At 73.0% G+C, this 14,934-nt stretch carries 15 protein-coding genes and 1 riboswitch; of the genes, 8 read left to right on the top strand and 7 right to left on the bottom strand.

From position 1 onward, the window contains the following. The 3 genes from EAO73_RS03155 to EAO73_RS03145 form a co-directional block, all read right to left on the bottom strand. The coding region (locus tag EAO73_RS03155) for a transcriptional regulator (protein WP_147970005.1) at positions 1–751 on the bottom strand (751 nt) is incomplete at its 3' end. A 102-nt stretch (positions 752–853) separates the two neighbouring features. After that, complete coding sequence (locus EAO73_RS03150) at positions 854–2,122, bottom strand: MBL fold metallo-hydrolase (protein ID WP_147969908.1); 1,269 nt, start codon at positions 2,120–2,122, stop codon at positions 854–856. A gap of 100 nt (positions 2,123–2,222) precedes the next feature. After that, complete coding sequence (locus tag EAO73_RS03145) at positions 2,223–2,663, bottom strand: PPOX class F420-dependent oxidoreductase (protein WP_147969907.1); 441 nt, start codon at positions 2,661–2,663, stop codon at positions 2,223–2,225. 247 nt (positions 2,664–2,910) lie between these two features. Here EAO73_RS03145 and EAO73_RS03140 point away from each other — a divergent pair, with 247 nt between their 5' ends. Together EAO73_RS03140 and EAO73_RS03135 are read left to right on the top strand one after the other, a co-directional pair. Further along, the gene (locus EAO73_RS03140) at positions 2,911–4,119 is read left to right on the top strand and encodes a Glu/Leu/Phe/Val dehydrogenase dimerization domain-containing protein (protein ID WP_147969906.1); all 1,209 of its coding nucleotides are present in this window, start codon (positions 2,911–2,913) and stop codon (positions 4,117–4,119) included. Between the two features lie 131 nt (positions 4,120–4,250). Further along, positions 4,251–4,841, top strand: a complete 591-nt coding sequence (locus tag EAO73_RS03135) for a TetR/AcrR family transcriptional regulator (RefSeq protein WP_147970004.1) — start codon at positions 4,251–4,253, stop codon at positions 4,839–4,841. A gap of 58 nt (positions 4,842–4,899) precedes the next feature. Here EAO73_RS03135 and EAO73_RS03130 read toward each other — a convergent pair whose 3' ends face one another. After that, entirely contained in the window at positions 4,900–5,904 is a 1,005-nt protein-coding gene (locus EAO73_RS03130) for a DUF6745 domain-containing protein (protein ID WP_147969905.1), read from the bottom strand. A 102-nt stretch (positions 5,905–6,006) separates the two neighbouring features. Next, entirely contained in the window at positions 6,007–6,333 is a 327-nt protein-coding gene (locus EAO73_RS03125) for a hypothetical protein (protein ID WP_147969904.1), read from the bottom strand. A gap of 176 nt (positions 6,334–6,509) precedes the next feature. Here EAO73_RS03125 and EAO73_RS03120 point away from each other — a divergent pair, with 176 nt between their 5' ends. Genes EAO73_RS03120 through EAO73_RS03095 form a run of 6 tightly spaced genes read left to right on the top strand, consistent with a single transcriptional unit; the run spans position 6,510 to position 12,644 of the window. Further along, complete coding sequence (locus tag EAO73_RS03120; RefSeq protein WP_147969903.1) at positions 6,510–7,457, top strand: STM4015 family protein; 948 nt, start codon at positions 6,510–6,512, stop codon at positions 7,455–7,457. A gap of 7 nt (positions 7,458–7,464) precedes the next feature. Then, positions 7,465–8,439, top strand: a complete 975-nt coding sequence (locus EAO73_RS03115; protein WP_147969902.1) for an STM4015 family protein — start codon at positions 7,465–7,467, stop codon at positions 8,437–8,439. Next, positions 8,420–9,565, top strand: a complete 1,146-nt coding sequence (locus tag EAO73_RS03110) for an STM4014 family protein (RefSeq protein WP_147969901.1) — start codon at positions 8,420–8,422, stop codon at positions 9,563–9,565. The genes EAO73_RS03115 and EAO73_RS03110 overlap by 20 nt, the downstream gene beginning before the upstream one ends. A gap of 19 nt (positions 9,566–9,584) precedes the next feature. Further along, a complete protein-coding gene (locus tag EAO73_RS03105; RefSeq protein WP_147970003.1) occupies positions 9,585–10,397 on the top strand; it encodes an STM4013/SEN3800 family hydrolase in 813 nt (270 codons plus the stop codon). Continuing rightward, positions 10,394–11,743: an STM4012 family radical SAM protein gene (locus tag EAO73_RS03100; RefSeq protein ID WP_147969900.1), complete on the top strand. Its 1,350-nt coding sequence runs from the start codon at positions 10,394–10,396 to the stop codon at positions 11,741–11,743. Before EAO73_RS03105 ends, EAO73_RS03100 begins: the two co-directional genes overlap by 4 nt. A gap of 7 nt (positions 11,744–11,750) precedes the next feature. After that, positions 11,751–12,644 (top strand): STM4011 family radical SAM protein, encoded by an 894-nt coding sequence (locus tag EAO73_RS03095; RefSeq protein ID WP_147969899.1) that lies wholly within the window; start codon positions 11,751–11,753, stop codon positions 12,642–12,644. Between the two features lie 14 nt (positions 12,645–12,658). Here the strand turns inward: EAO73_RS03095 and EAO73_RS03090 are convergent, their stop codons facing one another. Both EAO73_RS03090 and EAO73_RS03085 read right to left on the bottom strand, forming a co-directional pair. Beyond that, complete coding sequence (locus EAO73_RS03090) at positions 12,659–13,513, bottom strand: SGNH/GDSL hydrolase family protein (RefSeq protein WP_147969898.1); 855 nt, start codon at positions 13,511–13,513, stop codon at positions 12,659–12,661. Positions 13,514–13,700: 187 nt separating this feature from the next. After that, on the bottom strand, positions 13,701–14,621 hold the full coding sequence (locus EAO73_RS03085) for a LysM peptidoglycan-binding domain-containing M23 family metallopeptidase (RefSeq protein WP_147969897.1): 921 nt from the start codon (positions 14,619–14,621) through the stop codon (positions 13,701–13,703). 3 nt (positions 14,622–14,624) lie between these two features. Beyond that, a riboswitch (cyclic di-AMP (ydaO/yuaA leader) is annotated at positions 14,625–14,780 on the bottom strand. Positions 14,781–14,934: the final 154 nt, after the last annotated feature.

Below are 14,934 nucleotides of genomic sequence, written 5' to 3'. Positions count from 1 at the left end.
ACCCGGTCGCGGGGCGGACGCCACGGGCGGGGAGGCACCAGTCGGGGGTGTGGTGGATGGGGTGGACCAGAACGGGCGGCAGCTCCCCGTCGGCCAGCGTGGCCGGGGTGGGCCAGCAGAAGAACGACGGCTGGAGTACAAGGCCCCGTCCGCGCAGCCACAGGTCCTGGTCGACCGGGTACGCCACTTCGAGGACGGGCGCCCGCCAGCGGAACTGCGGCCCGAGCCCGGCCAGCAGCCCTTCGGTGCCGCCGTCGAGGAGGCTGCGCATCCTGAGGGCGCGGTCGGCGTCGATGTCGGCGTGCACCCGGCGCCAGTGCGGTGCCAGCGCCTCCCGCTGGTACGTACGCAGGGCTCCGCCCAGTTCGCGCAGGGCGTCCGCGTCGCCGCCGGCCAGTTCCCCGAGCCAGCCCGGCAGGCGTACCGGCGGAGCGAGCCGTTCCAGCTCGGCGCGCAGCCGTCGGCGCGGGGTGCTCAGCAGGACGTCGACGGATGCCTGGAGGGTGCCCCGGTCACCGGTGGTGGGTGTGAGGAAGTCCGGTGAGTAGCCGCGCGGGGGCAGCAGCCGGGAGAGCAGGCGCGGGCTGCCGGAGAGCCGGGGCCGCGCCCAGCGCCGCCAGGCACCGAACTCCCTCTCGCCGTCCCGGCGTTGCAGCGTCTGGATGCTGTTGCTGATCTCCCAGAGGAAGTCCGGCCCGGGGGCCACCCGGACGCGCGCGAGGTCGTCGGAGGTGAAGTGCACCCGCAGCATCGCCGCTCCCCCTGAGGACCTGGCCGACTCGTCGGCGGGATGTGCGCGCGTCCCCGCCCGGCGAACGCTCCGCCCGCCCCGTCCGGGGCGTACGCCCGGGTGTCAGGCCTGGGGCGCCCGGTCGCGGTCCCGGTCCAGGCCGGCCGTGGTGGGGCCGGACGCTCCGGTGAGCGGTACGTGGACCGGGGGCCAGTTCCCCCAGCCGGGTGCCGGTTCCTCGGCCACCGCACGCCACCAGGGCTCGACGGGCGGCGGATCGGCGGGTTCGAGCGGCTGGCCGGGAAGAGGGGAGACCATGGTCACGCCCACGGACGCGGTGGCGCGCATCGACCATTCGGCGGGCTCGGCCCAGGGGTGCAGAGCCAGGTTGAACGTCCCCCAGTGGATCGGCAGCATGACGCCCGCCGTGGGGTCGTCGCCCTGGAGGTCGAGGTGGGCGCGCACGCCCTCGTCGGGGCTCATGTGGATGTCCGGCCAGGCACCCGGCTCCGGCATGCTGTCCGTGCGGTCCTTGGACCAGAACTGGCTGTACGCCCCGATCTGGATCATGGTGGCGTCGAACGGCCCGTGCTCGGCGCCGATGGTCCGGAAGCCGGAGAAGTATCCGGTGTCGCCGCTGTGGTAGATCCGGTGCTCGGGTCCGGCGACCGCCCAGGACGCCCAGAGGGTGTGCTGCTGGTTGCGCAGTCCGCGCCCGCAGAAGTGGCGGGCGGGGGTGGCGGTGAGGCTGATCCCCGCGACGGTCGTGGTCTCGTTCCAGTCGAGCTCACGGATCCGGGAGGGCACGACGCCCCAGCGCTCCAGATGCGCGCCGACGCCGAGCGGGACCGCGAAGACCGTGTCCGTACGGGCCAGGGCGCGGATCGTCGGGAGGTCGAGGTGGTCGTAGTGGTCGTGCGAGATGACCACGACGTCGACCGGGCCCAGGGCGCCCAGCGGCACGGGTGCCGGATGCAGCCGCCTGGGCCCGGCGAACGCGAACGGGGAGCAGCGCTCTCCCCAGACCGGGTCGAACAGCACGCGCCGCCCGTCGATCTCGGCGAGGACGCTGGAGTGCCCCATCCAGGTGATCCGGAGCCCGGAGGCCGGCGGCCGGGCGAGGTCGGCCACGGTCGTGGCGTGCACCGGGATGGGGGCCGCGGGCGCCCTGAGCACCCGCTCCTCCTTGCGGAAGTAGACCCGCGCGAACTCCAGGGCCGAACCCGAGGGCCTGATCCGTGCGCCCACCGGGTTCTGGAAGACACCGTCGGCGAAGTTGGGGGAACGGCGGATGCGCTCCATCCGTGGGCCGTCCGGGTCGGCCCCGAAGGCAGCGGGGCGCAGCGCACGCAGCCGGGTGCGCAGCGGGAGCGTGTGGTCGGCGCCGGTCAAGGGAGTCTCCTGAGGAGTCGGTGTCGTCTCATTATGGACAGGGGGCACGGCAGTGCGAGAGGGGAACACCCAGGGGGATGGCGTTCCGGCTCCGACCGCCTCACCCGCGTTGCTGTCCGTACACGTGCTCGACATGAAGGCGCAGGACGACGCGCCGGTCCCGGACCATGGCGGCGCGGTAGTCGTCCCAGTCGGGGTGCTCGCCCTGCACGTCACGGTAGAGCCGGATCAGCTCCTCGACGGTGTCGTCCGCGGGGTCGGCGGCGGTCGCGGACAGCTCGGCGGTGCCCTCCGCGACCGTCCAGGCCCAGCGGTCCTCGCTGGTCACGTGGTAGCTCACGCGCGGATCGCGGCGCGTGTTGCGCGTCTTGGCGCGGTCCTCGGTGACCGAGACCCGGACGATGTGCTCGTCCGGGTAGTAGTGGTGGTTGACGTTGGACAGCTGGGGCCTGCCGTCCTTCTTGACGGTGACCAGGACGCCACCGTCGTTCTCGCCCAGGAGCCGGAGCAGCGCTTCCTGCCGTGCATCGAATGGGGTCATGCCGGTGCAACGAACGGACCCGGCGGAGGATTCCGCATTCCGGACGTGATCCGGACGCCTTTCCGGGCCGCCGCCGCGCACCGGCGCGTTCCGGCCACCGGACCGCGCGGCGGCGGACGCCGCGTTGACAGGGGCGCCCCACCTCCCGATACTGACCGACGGTTCAGTACTTGGTCGGGTCGCCTCATGGCCCGGACCGGCCGCCCGCCCAGGACCGCCCGCCGACAGTGACCGAGGAGCACTTCCGATGACGACGCCTCCGGTGTCCCCGCCCGCCCCGCTCATCTCGCTGACCTGGACCGACCACGACACCGGCCGTCAGGGGCACCTCGTCGTCGACCGGCTGGTGCGCGGGGTGTCCAGCGGCGGCCTGCGGATGCGCCCGGGGTGCACGCTGGAGGAGGTCGCCGGCCTCGCGCGGGGCATGACGATGAAGGAGGCCCTGCACTTCGACGCGGACCGGCCGGGGGGCCGCTACATCCCTCTCGGCGGCGCCAAGGGCGGGATCGACTGCGACCCGCGCGACCCGGCGGCCTACGGCGTCCTGGTGCGCTACCTGCGGGCGATGCGCCCGTACATCGAGAACGTCTGGACGACCGGTGAGGACCTCGGCCTCTCGCAGGACCTGGTGGACCGCGCGGCGGCGGAGGCGGGGCTCGTCTCCACCGTGCAGGCCGTCTACCCGCTGCTGGAGGACGAGGCCGCGGCCCGTCGCCGGCTGGCCGACGCCTTCGCGCTGGAGGTCGACGGCATCGGCCTGGACGAGCTGGTCGGCGGCTGCGGGGTCGCCGAGGCGGCGCTCGCCGCGCTGGACCGGGACGGCATCGCGTACGACGGTGCGCGGGTGGCGCTCCAGGGCCTCGGGACCATGGGCGGGGCGACCGCCCGCTTCCTTTCCCGGGCCGGGCTCCGGGTGGTCGCCGTCGCCGACATCAAGGGCACGATCGCGAACCCGGCCGGGCTCGACGTCGAAGCGCTGCTCGCCGCGCGGGACGCGCACGGCACGGTGGACCGGGCCGCACTGCGCACCGGCGACCGGGAGCTGCCCGCCGGCGCCTGGCTCGTCCAGGACGCGGAGGTGCTCGTTCCGGCCGCCGTGTCCTACGCGGTGGACGCGGTGAACCAGGCCGGGATCAGGGCCCGCTGGGTCGTGGAGGCCGCCAACATGCCGGTGCTTCCGGAGGCCGAGGCGCTGCTCGCGGAACGCGGGATCACCGTGCTCCCCGATGTGGTGGTCAACTCCGGGACCAACGCCTGGTGGTGGTGGACCCTGTTCGGCGACATCGGCGCCGACGCGGACGAGGCGTTCGCGCACACCCGGCGGGCGATGCGCGAGCTGGTCGGCCTGGTGCTGGCCCGCGCGACGGCGGACGGCTCCACTCCGCGTGCGGCGGCGCATGCCGTGGCCGCCGACCGGCTGCCGGTGATGGCGGAACGCTTCGGCTGGTACCGCTGACCGGCTGCCGGTGACGGCCGGACGCCTCGGCCCGTACCGCTGACCGGTATCGCCTGTCCGCAGCCGGTCCGCCCGACCGCCGCCGGGTGCGCATTGGTTAGGGTGACGGCGTGGCAAGAGTGCGGTTGGGTGTGGCGGAGCGGCGCGAGGAGTTGCTGCGCGCCGCCGTCGAACAGATCGAGGTACGCGGTGTCGCCGCCGTACGGATCGCCGATGTGGCATCCGTGCTCGGCGTGAGCAACGCGCTCGTGCTCTATCACTTCTCCACCAAGGAGAAGCTCGTCGCGGCCGCCTTCGCGCACGCCGCCGAGATCGATCTCGCCCATCTCCGCAAGCTGTTGGGCCGCCGCACCACGGCCGTACGCAGGCTGCGCGCGGCCGTCCGCTGGTACGCGCCGACCGGCCAGGCCAAGGGCTGGCGGCTGTGGATCGAGGGCTGGGCGGCCTCCCTCCGCGACCCGGCGCTGCGCAATGTGGCCGGCGATCTCGACCAGCAGTGGAAGGCCGAGCTGGCCGAGGTCATCGAGGAGGGCGCGGCGGCGGGTGAGTTCCACTGCGACGACCCGATGTCCGTGGCCTGGCGGCTGACCGCCCTGCTGGACGGGCTGGCCGTGCAGATGACCTCGTACAACGGCCCGCTGTCCCGGGCCACCATGCTGGAGTGGACCGAGCAGGCGCTCGCCCGCGAACTGGGCATCGACCACGAGACCCTGACGGCCTGACGGCGCTCCCCCCTCCCCCTCTCCCCGCTCCCTCCTTCCGTTCGGCCCTCTCCCCCGGTCAGGTCTGCTGGAGCGGTGCGTAGACGTCGCTGTGGAGACCGAAGGTCCAGGCGACACCCTCCCTGGCCGTCCTGGTCGTGGGCGGGACCCGCAGCCAGTACGTGCGGTGGGTGCCGTCCGGTTCCGGCGTCGAGTTGACCACCTCGACCATGACGACGTCCTCGTCCCCGGCGAGGGCGATCCGCCAGAGGATGCCCGTCTCGTCGCGGTGGACCGGTTCGGCGCCCGACTCGGTGAGGTAGCGGTCGTAGCCGTAGTACTCCAGCATCACGCGGCGCAGCTCCGCGTTCTCCTCGGAGCGGATGCGTTCCGGGGTCAGCGCGGCCAGCTCGTCCAGGAACTCCCGGGGCACGGGCATGCCGCGCCAGGCGTACAACGCGAAGCCGTCCGGGTACGAGAGCGCCGGTCCGTCGCCCCGGTCCAGGCGGCCCGCCTCGTCGCGGTGCAGGGCCTGGGGGCGCTCGCAGATCACCGCGACCCGTTCGTAGGGCCACCACCAGCCCGCGTTGCGCGCCACCGCCGCCAGTCCGTCGAGCCGGTCGCCCCGGCCGTCGAACGCGGCGAGCCACGCGGCGTCGTGCTGGCCGAGGACCGCGTCGAGCAGGGCGAGGCGCACCCTGGACTCCGCGCCGGCGTCCTCCCCCGCGAGGTCGGCGACCACGCCCGCCCGTATCCGCTCGGCAAGGCCGGCCGTGGTCTCCCAGAGCTGGGCGCCGGTGGCCGACCAGAGGGCCGACCAGCCGGCCGGGCCCAACGCGTCGTACACCCGGCGCCGTTCCTCCGCCCAGGGGCGGGTGCGTACCTCGTCGCGGACGGAGCGCCCCGCGTCCTCCAGCTTCGCGACGGCCTCCACGGCCTGCCTGGGCGAGCCGGCCCAGACGAACTCCTCCGGCTCGGCGAGCCCCGCGCTCCGATAGGCGAGCCGCACCCCGTCCTCGGCCGCCGCCCGGTCCGCCGCGCCCGTCGCCGCCGCCACGGCCCGCCAAGAGTCCACGTACTGCATCGGTTGTCCCCGTCCCCTGTTCCGCTCTGAATTCTCCGGTCCCGCAGTCATCGGTCCTGCGGTACTGCCCGCCGCGCCCGGCCTTCGAGGCCGGACCGGCCCTCAGTCCGCGACGATGCGGACCGCCCCCGGCGCGTACTCCCGCTGGCGCACCACGCGGAACCAGCCCTGGGGCAGCGGGATCGTCGCGTGCTCCTCGTGCACCACGCGCCCGCCCTCGGGGAGGTGGAGCAGCATCGGGCCGAACACCCCGCTCTCCCGGATCAGCCGGCCGGGCCCCGGCACGGCGTGCGCGTGTCCCGTCACCTCGCCGAGCGCGAGCACCAGCCGGCCCCGCGCGTCGCGCAGTTCGCCCGCCGCCTCCAGGTGCTGCACGGGCACCGCCGACTCCTCCAGTGGCACGATCAGTACATCGCCCTGCCGGTACACAGACCTCTCCCCTCCATGACGGCACCCGCTGTGCCGGCCACATCGAAAACGCTACGGCGGGGGTCTGACAATCGGCCGCCGAGCCGTCCGGGGCAGGGGCCGGTCACGGCGTTGTCAGTGGGCCTTGATAGACCTTGCGGACATCAATCCGTCGCCGTCACCAGGAGCTCAGGGCCATGTCCGTGGATCACCTGCACGAGTTGCTCGGCCTTCCGGCCGTCGATTTCCAGTCCGGGACGGACGGCGGCCCCCGGCCGGCCGCCGACGCCGCCGCCTGGCGGGTCTCGATCGACGCCTACGAGGACGAGGGCACCTGGGAGGAGGAGTTCAACGCCTTCCTGGACGAGGTCGATCCGTCGGGTGTCCGCGCCCTGATCATCGGCCAGTGGGGCGAGTCGTACGAAGAGAAGTCCTCGTACCCGATCGGTCTCGTCATCGCCGCGGCCAACCGGCTGACGTCGCTGGAGGCCGTGTTCGTCGGGGATCTGACGATGGAGGAGGCGGAGATCTCCTGGATCGAGCAGAGCGATGTCACGGCGCTGCTCGGCGCGTTCCCCGCGCTGGTGGAGCTGGGGGTGCGCGGCGGCTCCGAGCTGGTCTTCCCGCCCACGAAGCACGAGCGGCTGCGGGCGCTGACCATCGAGACGGGCGGGCTGCCGCGCGAGGTCGTGCGAGGCGTCCTGGACAGCGAACTGCCCGCGCTGGAGCGGCTGGACCTGTGGCTCGGCGTCTCGGCGTACGGCGGTGACGCCGGTGTGGCGGACCTGGCGCCGCTGCTGTCCGGTACGCGCTTCCCCGCCCTGCACCACCTCGGCCTGCGCAACAGCGAGATCCAGAACGAGATCGCGGCGGCTCTCGCCCCGGCCCCGCTGGTGGCCCGGCTGCGCACCCTGGACCTGTCCTGCGGCACGCTCGGCGACGAAGGGGCCGCCGCCCTCCTGGAGGGGCAGCCGCTGACCCATCTCGACGTGCTCGACCTGCACCACCACTTCCTCACCGAGCCGATGGAGCGCCGCGTCACCGAGGCGCTGGCGCCGCACGGGGTGCGGGTGGATCTCTCGGAGCGCTGTGAGCCGTGGGACAACCGGGGCCCCGCGGGCCGGTACGTCACGGTCTCGGAGTGAGGACACGATGAGCCGCATCGATCACCCCTGTTCCTTCCACGACCTGCCGGTGTTCACCCTGCCGGAACCGGGAGACGACAGCCCGCTGCCGGAGACACTGCCCACGGCGGACTCCATCGCGTGGCGGCTGGAATGCACCTGGGAGGGTCCGGATTTCGCCGAGGTCTGGCAGCACTTCCTGGACACGGTCGACCCGGCGCAGGTCCGCGCCCTGGTCATCGGCCCCTGGTGGCAGAACGAATACAGTTCGCTGGCTCCCGTGGTGGAGCTGATCGCCTCGGACGGGGACCGCTTCCCGGCATTGCGTGCCCTGTTCCTCGCCGATGTGGTGGGCGAGGAGTGCGAGGTGTCATGGCTGCAGATGTGCGACATCACGCCGGTGCTCCAGGCGTTCCCCCGCCTGGAGGAGCTGGTGGTACGGGGCGGTGGCAGCGGGCTGAACGAGGAGACGCTGGAGCTGCACCCGGTGCGGCACGAGGCGTTGAAGTCCCTGCGCTTCGAGTCCGGCGGCCTGCCCGGTCATGTCGTGCGCGCGGTCGGCTCCTGCGAACTGCCCGCGCTGGAGCGGCTGGAGCTGTGGTTCGGCTCCCAGTGGTATTCGGGGGACGCTACCGTGGCGGACATGGCCCCGCTGCTGTCCGGGGGCGGCTTCCCCCGGCTGCGTCATCTCGGGCTGCAGAACAGCGAAATCCAGGACGAGATCGCCGCGGCGGTCGCCTCGGCTCCCGTCGTCGCGCAGCTGGAGTACCTGGCGCTCTCGATGGGCACCCTCAGCGACACGGGCGCCCTCGCCCTGCTCGACGGTCAGCCGCTCACCCATCTGGGCGGCCTCGACCTGCACCACCACTACCTCACCGACCCGGTCGTGGAGCGCTTCAAGGAGCTGTCCGAGCGCCACGACGTCCACGTCGACCTCGAAGAGGCGGACGACTGGGACCCCGAGGACGAGGACGACCCCCGCTATGTCGCCGTCAGCGAGTAGCGGGCCGCCGCGCCTGGCGGTCGTCGGCAACCCGGGCAGCCGCCGCGTCTCCCTCTTCCAGGACGCGGTGGCCGCCGCCGGGCTGCCCGAGGCGCGTACGGTCGCCTGGCTGGATGTGCTGCGGAACGGGGCACGTTTCCTGCCCGGGGAGACCGTGCGCATCGAGTCGCCGGGCGAGGACGCGGAGGTGGACCGGCTGCTGCGGGGCGCCGACGAGCCGACGCGGGTGGAGGGCTCGGCCCTCTGGTACGCGCGGTTCACCGCCGCCGTACGCGAGGTGGCGCGGGCCGCGGCGGACGCGGGCGCCCTGCTGCTGGACGGCCCGGCCGACATCGCGGTGATGTTCGACAAGCGGCTGTGCCACGGGGCGCTGGAGGCCGCCGGGGTGCCCGTGCCCGCCTCGCCGACCTCGGGCCCGGCCGGGGCGCCCGTGCGGGGCTGGGACGATGTGCGCGCCCTGATGACCGCCCACCGCATGCCCCGGGTCTTCGTGAAGCCGGCGCACGGCTCGTCGGCCTCCGGAGTGCTCGCCGTGGAAACGGCCGGCGGGGGCCGGGTACAGGCGACCACGTCCGTCGAGCGGGACCCGGCCGGCCGGCTCCACAACTCGCTGCGGGTCCGCCGCTGCACCACGGAGCGCGAGGTCGCGGCGATCGTCGACGCGCTGGCCCCGGACGGGCTGCACATAGAGCGCTGGCTGCCCAAGGCGACCCAGGGCGGCCGCGCCGCCGACCTGCGGGTCGTCGTGGTCGACGGCCGGGCCACACACGCGGTGGTCCGCACCAGCAGGTCACCCATGACCAATCTGCACCTCGGCGGGGCGCGCGGCGACCTCGCCGAGGTGCAAGCGGCGATCGAGGCGGCGGGCGGCAGCTGGGGCGAGGCCCTGGCCGTCTGCGAGCGGGCAGCCGCCGCCTTCCCGGACACGCTGTGCGTCGGCGTCGACCTGCTGCCCCTGACCGGCCGGCGGCGCTTCGCCGTCGGCGAGGTCAACGCCTTCGGAGATCTGCTGCCCCGCCTCACCGGCCTGCCCGGCAGCGGCGCCGAGGGCCTGGACACCTACGCGGCGCAGGTCGCCGCCGTACTGGACCGGACAAGGAACCACCGTGTCAGCACCACCCCCTGAGCACTGCTCCGCCCCCGATATGAGCGAGGTCGTGGGCAGCCACGACCTGCTGCTCGTCACCCTGGACACGCTGCGGTACGACGTCGCGGCCGAGCTGGCCGCCGCCGGGCGCATCCCGCATCTGGCCCGCCATCTTCCGGGCGGCGTCTGGGAGGAGCGGCACGCCCCGGGCAGCTTCACCTACGCCTCGCACCAGGCGATCTTCGCCGGGTTCCTGCCCACCCCGGCCGCGCCGGGCCCGCATCCCCGGCTGTTCGCCGCGCGCTTCGCCGGCAGCGAGACCACGGCGGAGCGGACCTTCGTGTTCGACACCCCGGACCTGGTCTCGGGGCTCGCGAAGGAGGGATACCGCACGGTGTGCATCGGTGGCGTCGGCTTCTTCAACCTTCAGGGGCCGCTCGGCTCGGTGCTTCCGGGGATGTTCCAGGAGGCGCACTGGGAGCCGGAGTTCGGAGTGGCCTCGCCCACCTCGTTCGAGGCGCAGGTGACCCGCGCCGAGGAGGTGGTCGCCGCGCTGCCGCCGGAGCAGCGGCTGTTCCTCTTCGTCAACGTCTCCGCGCTCCACCAGCCGAACTGGTTCCACCGGCCCGGGGCGACCCGCGACGCCGGCGACAGCCGCGAGACGCACGCCGCCGCCCTGGAGTACGTGGACGCCCACATCGGCCGGCTCCTCGCCGCCGCGAGCAGCCGCCGCCCCACCTTCGCCATCGTCTGCTCCGACCACGGCACGGCCTACGGCGACGACGGCTACACCGGGCACCGTCTCGGCCACGAATCCGTCTGGACCGTTCCGTACGCCCACTTCTTCCTGGAACCGGGGGTCGTCCGATGACCGCTACGCAGACCGTCCGCCCGTACGAGAGCTATGTGTACGCCTATCCGCACAAGACGGCGTACCGTCCGCTCGACGGGCAGCCCGGCGGGCGGCCGACGTTGAGCGAGCTGTGGGCGGGGGAACGCAAGGACGCGCTCTCCCTGTACCTGCACATCCCGTTCTGCGAGGTCCGCTGCGGCTTCTGCAACCTCTTCACCCGCATCGGCGCGCCCGACGAGCTGACCTCGCGCTATCTCGACGCGCTGGACCGGCAGGCGTCCGCCGTGCGGGACGCGCTGGGCGACGGCGAGCCGGTGCGGTTCGCGGCGGCGGCGTTCGGCGGGGGCACGCCCACGTTCCTGACGGCGGGCGAACTGGAGCGCCTGTGCGACATCGCGGAGAAGCGCATGGGCGCCGATCTGCGGTCAGTGCCGCTGTCCGTGGAGACCTCCCCGTCCACCGCGACCGCCGACCGGCTGGCCGTGCTCGCCGAGCGGGGCACCACCAGGATCAGCATCGGGGTGCAGAGCTTCGTGGAGGCCGAGGCCCGCGCGGCGGTACGCCCGCAGCACGCCGCCGACGTGGAACGCGCCCTGGACCTCATCCGGGAGACGTCCATCCCGGTCCTCAACATCGACCTCATCTACGGCATAGCCGGCCAGACCGAGCGGACCTGGCGCACCTCGCTGGACGCGGCGCTGCGGTGGCGGCCGGAGGAGCTGTACCTCTACCCGCTGTACGTGCGCCCGCTGACCGCGCTCGGCAAGCTCTCGCCCGGGGAGGCCGACGCGGCCTGGGACGAACAGCGCCTGCGCCTGTACCGGGCCGGCCGCGACCACCTCCTGGCGCACGGCTACGAGCAGGTGTCGATGCGGATGTTCCGCCGCACCGACGCCCCGCGCACCGACGGGCCCGACGACTACGCCTGCCAGACGGACGGCATGATCGGCCTGGGCTGCGGCGCCCGTTCGTACACCTCGCGGCTGCACTACTCGTTCGACTACGCGGTGCGGATGGGCGAGGTGCGGGGCATCATCGACGCCTACACGGCCACCACGGACTTCTCCCGCGCCGAGGTGGGCCGGTACACCGACGGGGACGAGGCGCGCCGCCGCCATCTCCTGCAGTCGGTGCTCCAGGCCGAGGGCATGCCGGTGGAGGACTACCGCGCGCGGTTCGGCAGCTCGCCGTACGAGGACTTCCCCGAGGAGCTGGCCCGGTTCGAGGCCCGGGGCTGGCTCGACGCGGGGGCGCCGGGGCTGCTGCGGCTGTCGTCCGAGGGGCTGGCGTACTCCGACGCGCTGGGGCCCGAACTCTTCTCCCCCGCCGTGCGGGCCGCGATGGCCGCGTACGAGCTGAAGTGAGTCACCCGTGGACCTGACGATTCTCTACCGGGGCCCGCTCGCCTCGTGCGACTACGACTGCCCGTACTGCCCGTTCGCCAAGCGGCGCGACAGCCGGGAGCAGCTGCGGGCGGACCGGGCGGCGCTGGAGCGGTTCACGGCGTGGGTGGCGGAGCAGACCGGTGACCGTATCTCGGTGCTGTTCACACCGTGGGGCGAGGGGCTGGTGCGGTCCTGGTACCGCCGGGCGATCGTGGAGCTGGCGGGTCTCGGGCATGTGCGCCGGGTCGCGATCCAGACGAACCTGAGCGGCCGTACGCGGTGGCTGGCCGAGGCCCCGGAGGCGGCCCGCGAGCGGATCGCGCTGTGGTGCACGTACCACCCGGGGCAGACGCCGTACGAGCGTTTCCTCGGCCGGTGCGCGGAGCTGCGGGACCTCGGGGTCCGGCACAGCGTGGGTGTCGTGGGGTTCGACGCCCATCTCGACGAGGCGCAACGGCTGCGCGCGGCGCTCCCGGAGGAGGTCTATCTCTGGGTCAACGCGGCCGAGGGGCACACCTACACGGACGAGGAGGCCGACCGGTGGACGGCGATCGACCCGCTGTTCCCGTACAGCCGCCATCCGCACCGTTCGGCGGGGCTGCCGTGCCGGACCGGTGAGTCGGTGATCTCGGTCGACGGGGAGGGCACGGTGCGCCGCTGCCACTTCGTCCGGGCGGAGCTGGGCAATCTGTACGACGGGAGCTACCGCCGGGCGCTGGGGCCGAAGGCGTGCCCGCTCGCCGTGTGCGACTGCCACATCGGCTATGTGCACCTGGAGACGCTGCCGCTGTACGACGTGTTCGCGGGCGGGGTGCTGGAGCGCATTCCGGCGGCGCTGCCGCTGTCCCCGGTCGCCGCGACGCGGTCGCGGGGCGACTGAGGACAGCGGGTCCGTCAGAGCGGCAGCAGGTCGGGCCGCTTGGGCTCGACGTGGTCCCCGGAGGACTCGCCGCGCAGCCGTCGTCCGATCCACGGGACCAGGTATTCGCGCGCCCAGTGGATGTCGTCGCGCCGGATCTCCAGCGTGCCGCGCGGGGGCTGCGGCGGCCAGGGCTGGTCCGGGTCGGCCGGCACATCGAGGCCGAGGACCTGGGCGGCGCGCAGCGCGACCCGGGTGTGCCCCTCGGGCGACAGGTGCAGCCGGTCGCCGTCCCAGGCGCGCCGGTCCTGCACCGAGCGCAGCGACCACAGGTCGAGGACCGGGCAGTCGTAACGGTCGGCGATGGCCCGGACGTGGGCGGTGTAGGTGGCGATCTTGCCGCGCAGATGGCGCAGCACGGGGACGCCACGGGTGTCGAAGCCGGTGGTGACCATGACGGTGCCGACCGACCGCGTGAGATCGGCGACCGCCCGCTCGAAGCGTTCGGCCACGTCGTCGGGGTCGGTGCCCGGCCGGATGATGTCGTTGCCGCCGGCGCAGAAGCTCACCAGATCGGGGGCGAGTTCCTTGGCGCGGGGCACCTGCTCCTCGACTATCTGGTCGAGGAGGCGTCCTCGTACGGCGAGATTGGCGTACCGGAAATTCCCATGCGCGGAAACGGCCGAGCCCGCAGCGTCTGCCGGAATGCCGGGGTCCGGGAGCCGGTCCGCGAGGAGTACCGCGAGCCGGTCGGCCCAGCCGACGAAGGTTCCGTCCGGGCCGGGGTCGCCGACTCCCTCGGTGAAGCTGTCGCCAATCGCCGCGTACGACCCGATGGCGCCCTGTCGGTCGTCGGCGCCCTGTTGAAGGTTGTTCGAATCGTCTGCCACGAGCACTTATCCTGCACCCCGGAATGTGACCTACGCGACCGTAATAAGGGGTTGACGGGTGGTGAGATAAACCACCCGGTCAGTTTTCGGTAAAGGGGGAATAAGCAGAGGGACGGTGCGCCGCCGCGCACCGTCCCTCTCTTGCCGTTCCGTGGCCCGGATCACCGGGCCGGGACCGTTGCCTGGATCAGACGTTGATCCCGTGCGACGCCAGGTAGGCGATCGGGTCGATGTCCGAGCCGTACTCCGGGCCGGTGCGGATCTCGAAGTGCAGGTGCGGGCCGGTGGCGTTGCCGGTGGCACCGGAGAGGCCGACCTGCTGGCCCGCGGTCACGGTCTGGCCCGCCGAGACGGAGAGCGAGGACATGTGGCCGTACTGGGAGTAGTGGCCGTCGGCGTGCTTGATGACGACCTGGTTGCCGTAGGCGCCGCCCCAGCCGGCGGTGACGACGGTGCCGGAGGTGATGGCCTTCACGCTGGTGCCGGTGGCGACGGGGAAGTCGATGCCGGTGTGGCTGCCGCTGGACCAGTTGGCACCGGAGGCGCGGTAGGCGGTGGTGTGGTTGCCCGGGACCGGGTGGACGTAGCCGGAGGCGTTGTCCTGCTCGGCGGGGGCCTCGGTCTTGGCCTCGGTCTGCGCCTCGGTCTTCGTCTCGACCTTGGGCGCGGCCTTGGTCTCGGCCTTGGGTGCGGCCTTCTCCGCCGTCTTGGCGGGAGCCTCGGACTGGGCGGCGGCGGGGGCCGCCTTGGCGCCGAGCGTCAGCTTCATGCCCGGGAAGATCAGGCTCGGGTTCTCGCCGACGACCTCGCGGTTGTCCTGGTACAGCTTGTGCCAGCCGCCCTTGAGGTGGTGCTGGGCCGCGATCTTCGACAGGTAGTCGCCGGAGACCACGGAGTAGGTGGTGGTGCCGGTGCTCTTCGCGGGCTTGGCCGGGGCGGTGTGCGCGGCGACCGACTTCGAGGCGGCCGGGGCGGACTGCTCCGCGGCGTGGGCACCGGTGGCGCCGAGCAGCGGAAGCGCGATGACGGCTCCGCCGGCGCTCGCGGCGACGACGCCACGGGCGATGGTGCTGGACTTGGGACGGCGGTGCTTACCCGAATTGGGCATGAAGAATTTCCTCTCCGGCGCCTGCGAGGTGAGCTGTCGGGTTCGGGCTGGAGATGCCCGGCCGCGCCTGGCGCGGCTTCACCCCTAGCCGTCCGGTCGTCCCGGTCGGCGGCTTACCTGGTTCCCCCGCTCCTGCCACACGGTCAGTGGGTGCGAATTCCGGACGGCGGCAGGATTGGGCGTTCCATCCGGATGGCATGGAACGTAAGCGAGCCGGGACGGCGGAAACAAGCCACGGGTTCCGCACCGGATTCCGCTCCGGAATTGCGGCACGGAATTCCGGTCACACTCCGTGGATTACGGATCTTGGCAT

Source organism: Streptomyces sp. col6 (assembly GCF_008042035.1).
GTDB lineage: Bacteria > Actinomycetota > Actinomycetes > Streptomycetales > Streptomycetaceae > Streptomyces.
The sequence above is the reverse complement of the archived record's forward strand: the minus strand, read 5'-3'. Positions and strand labels throughout refer to the sequence as shown.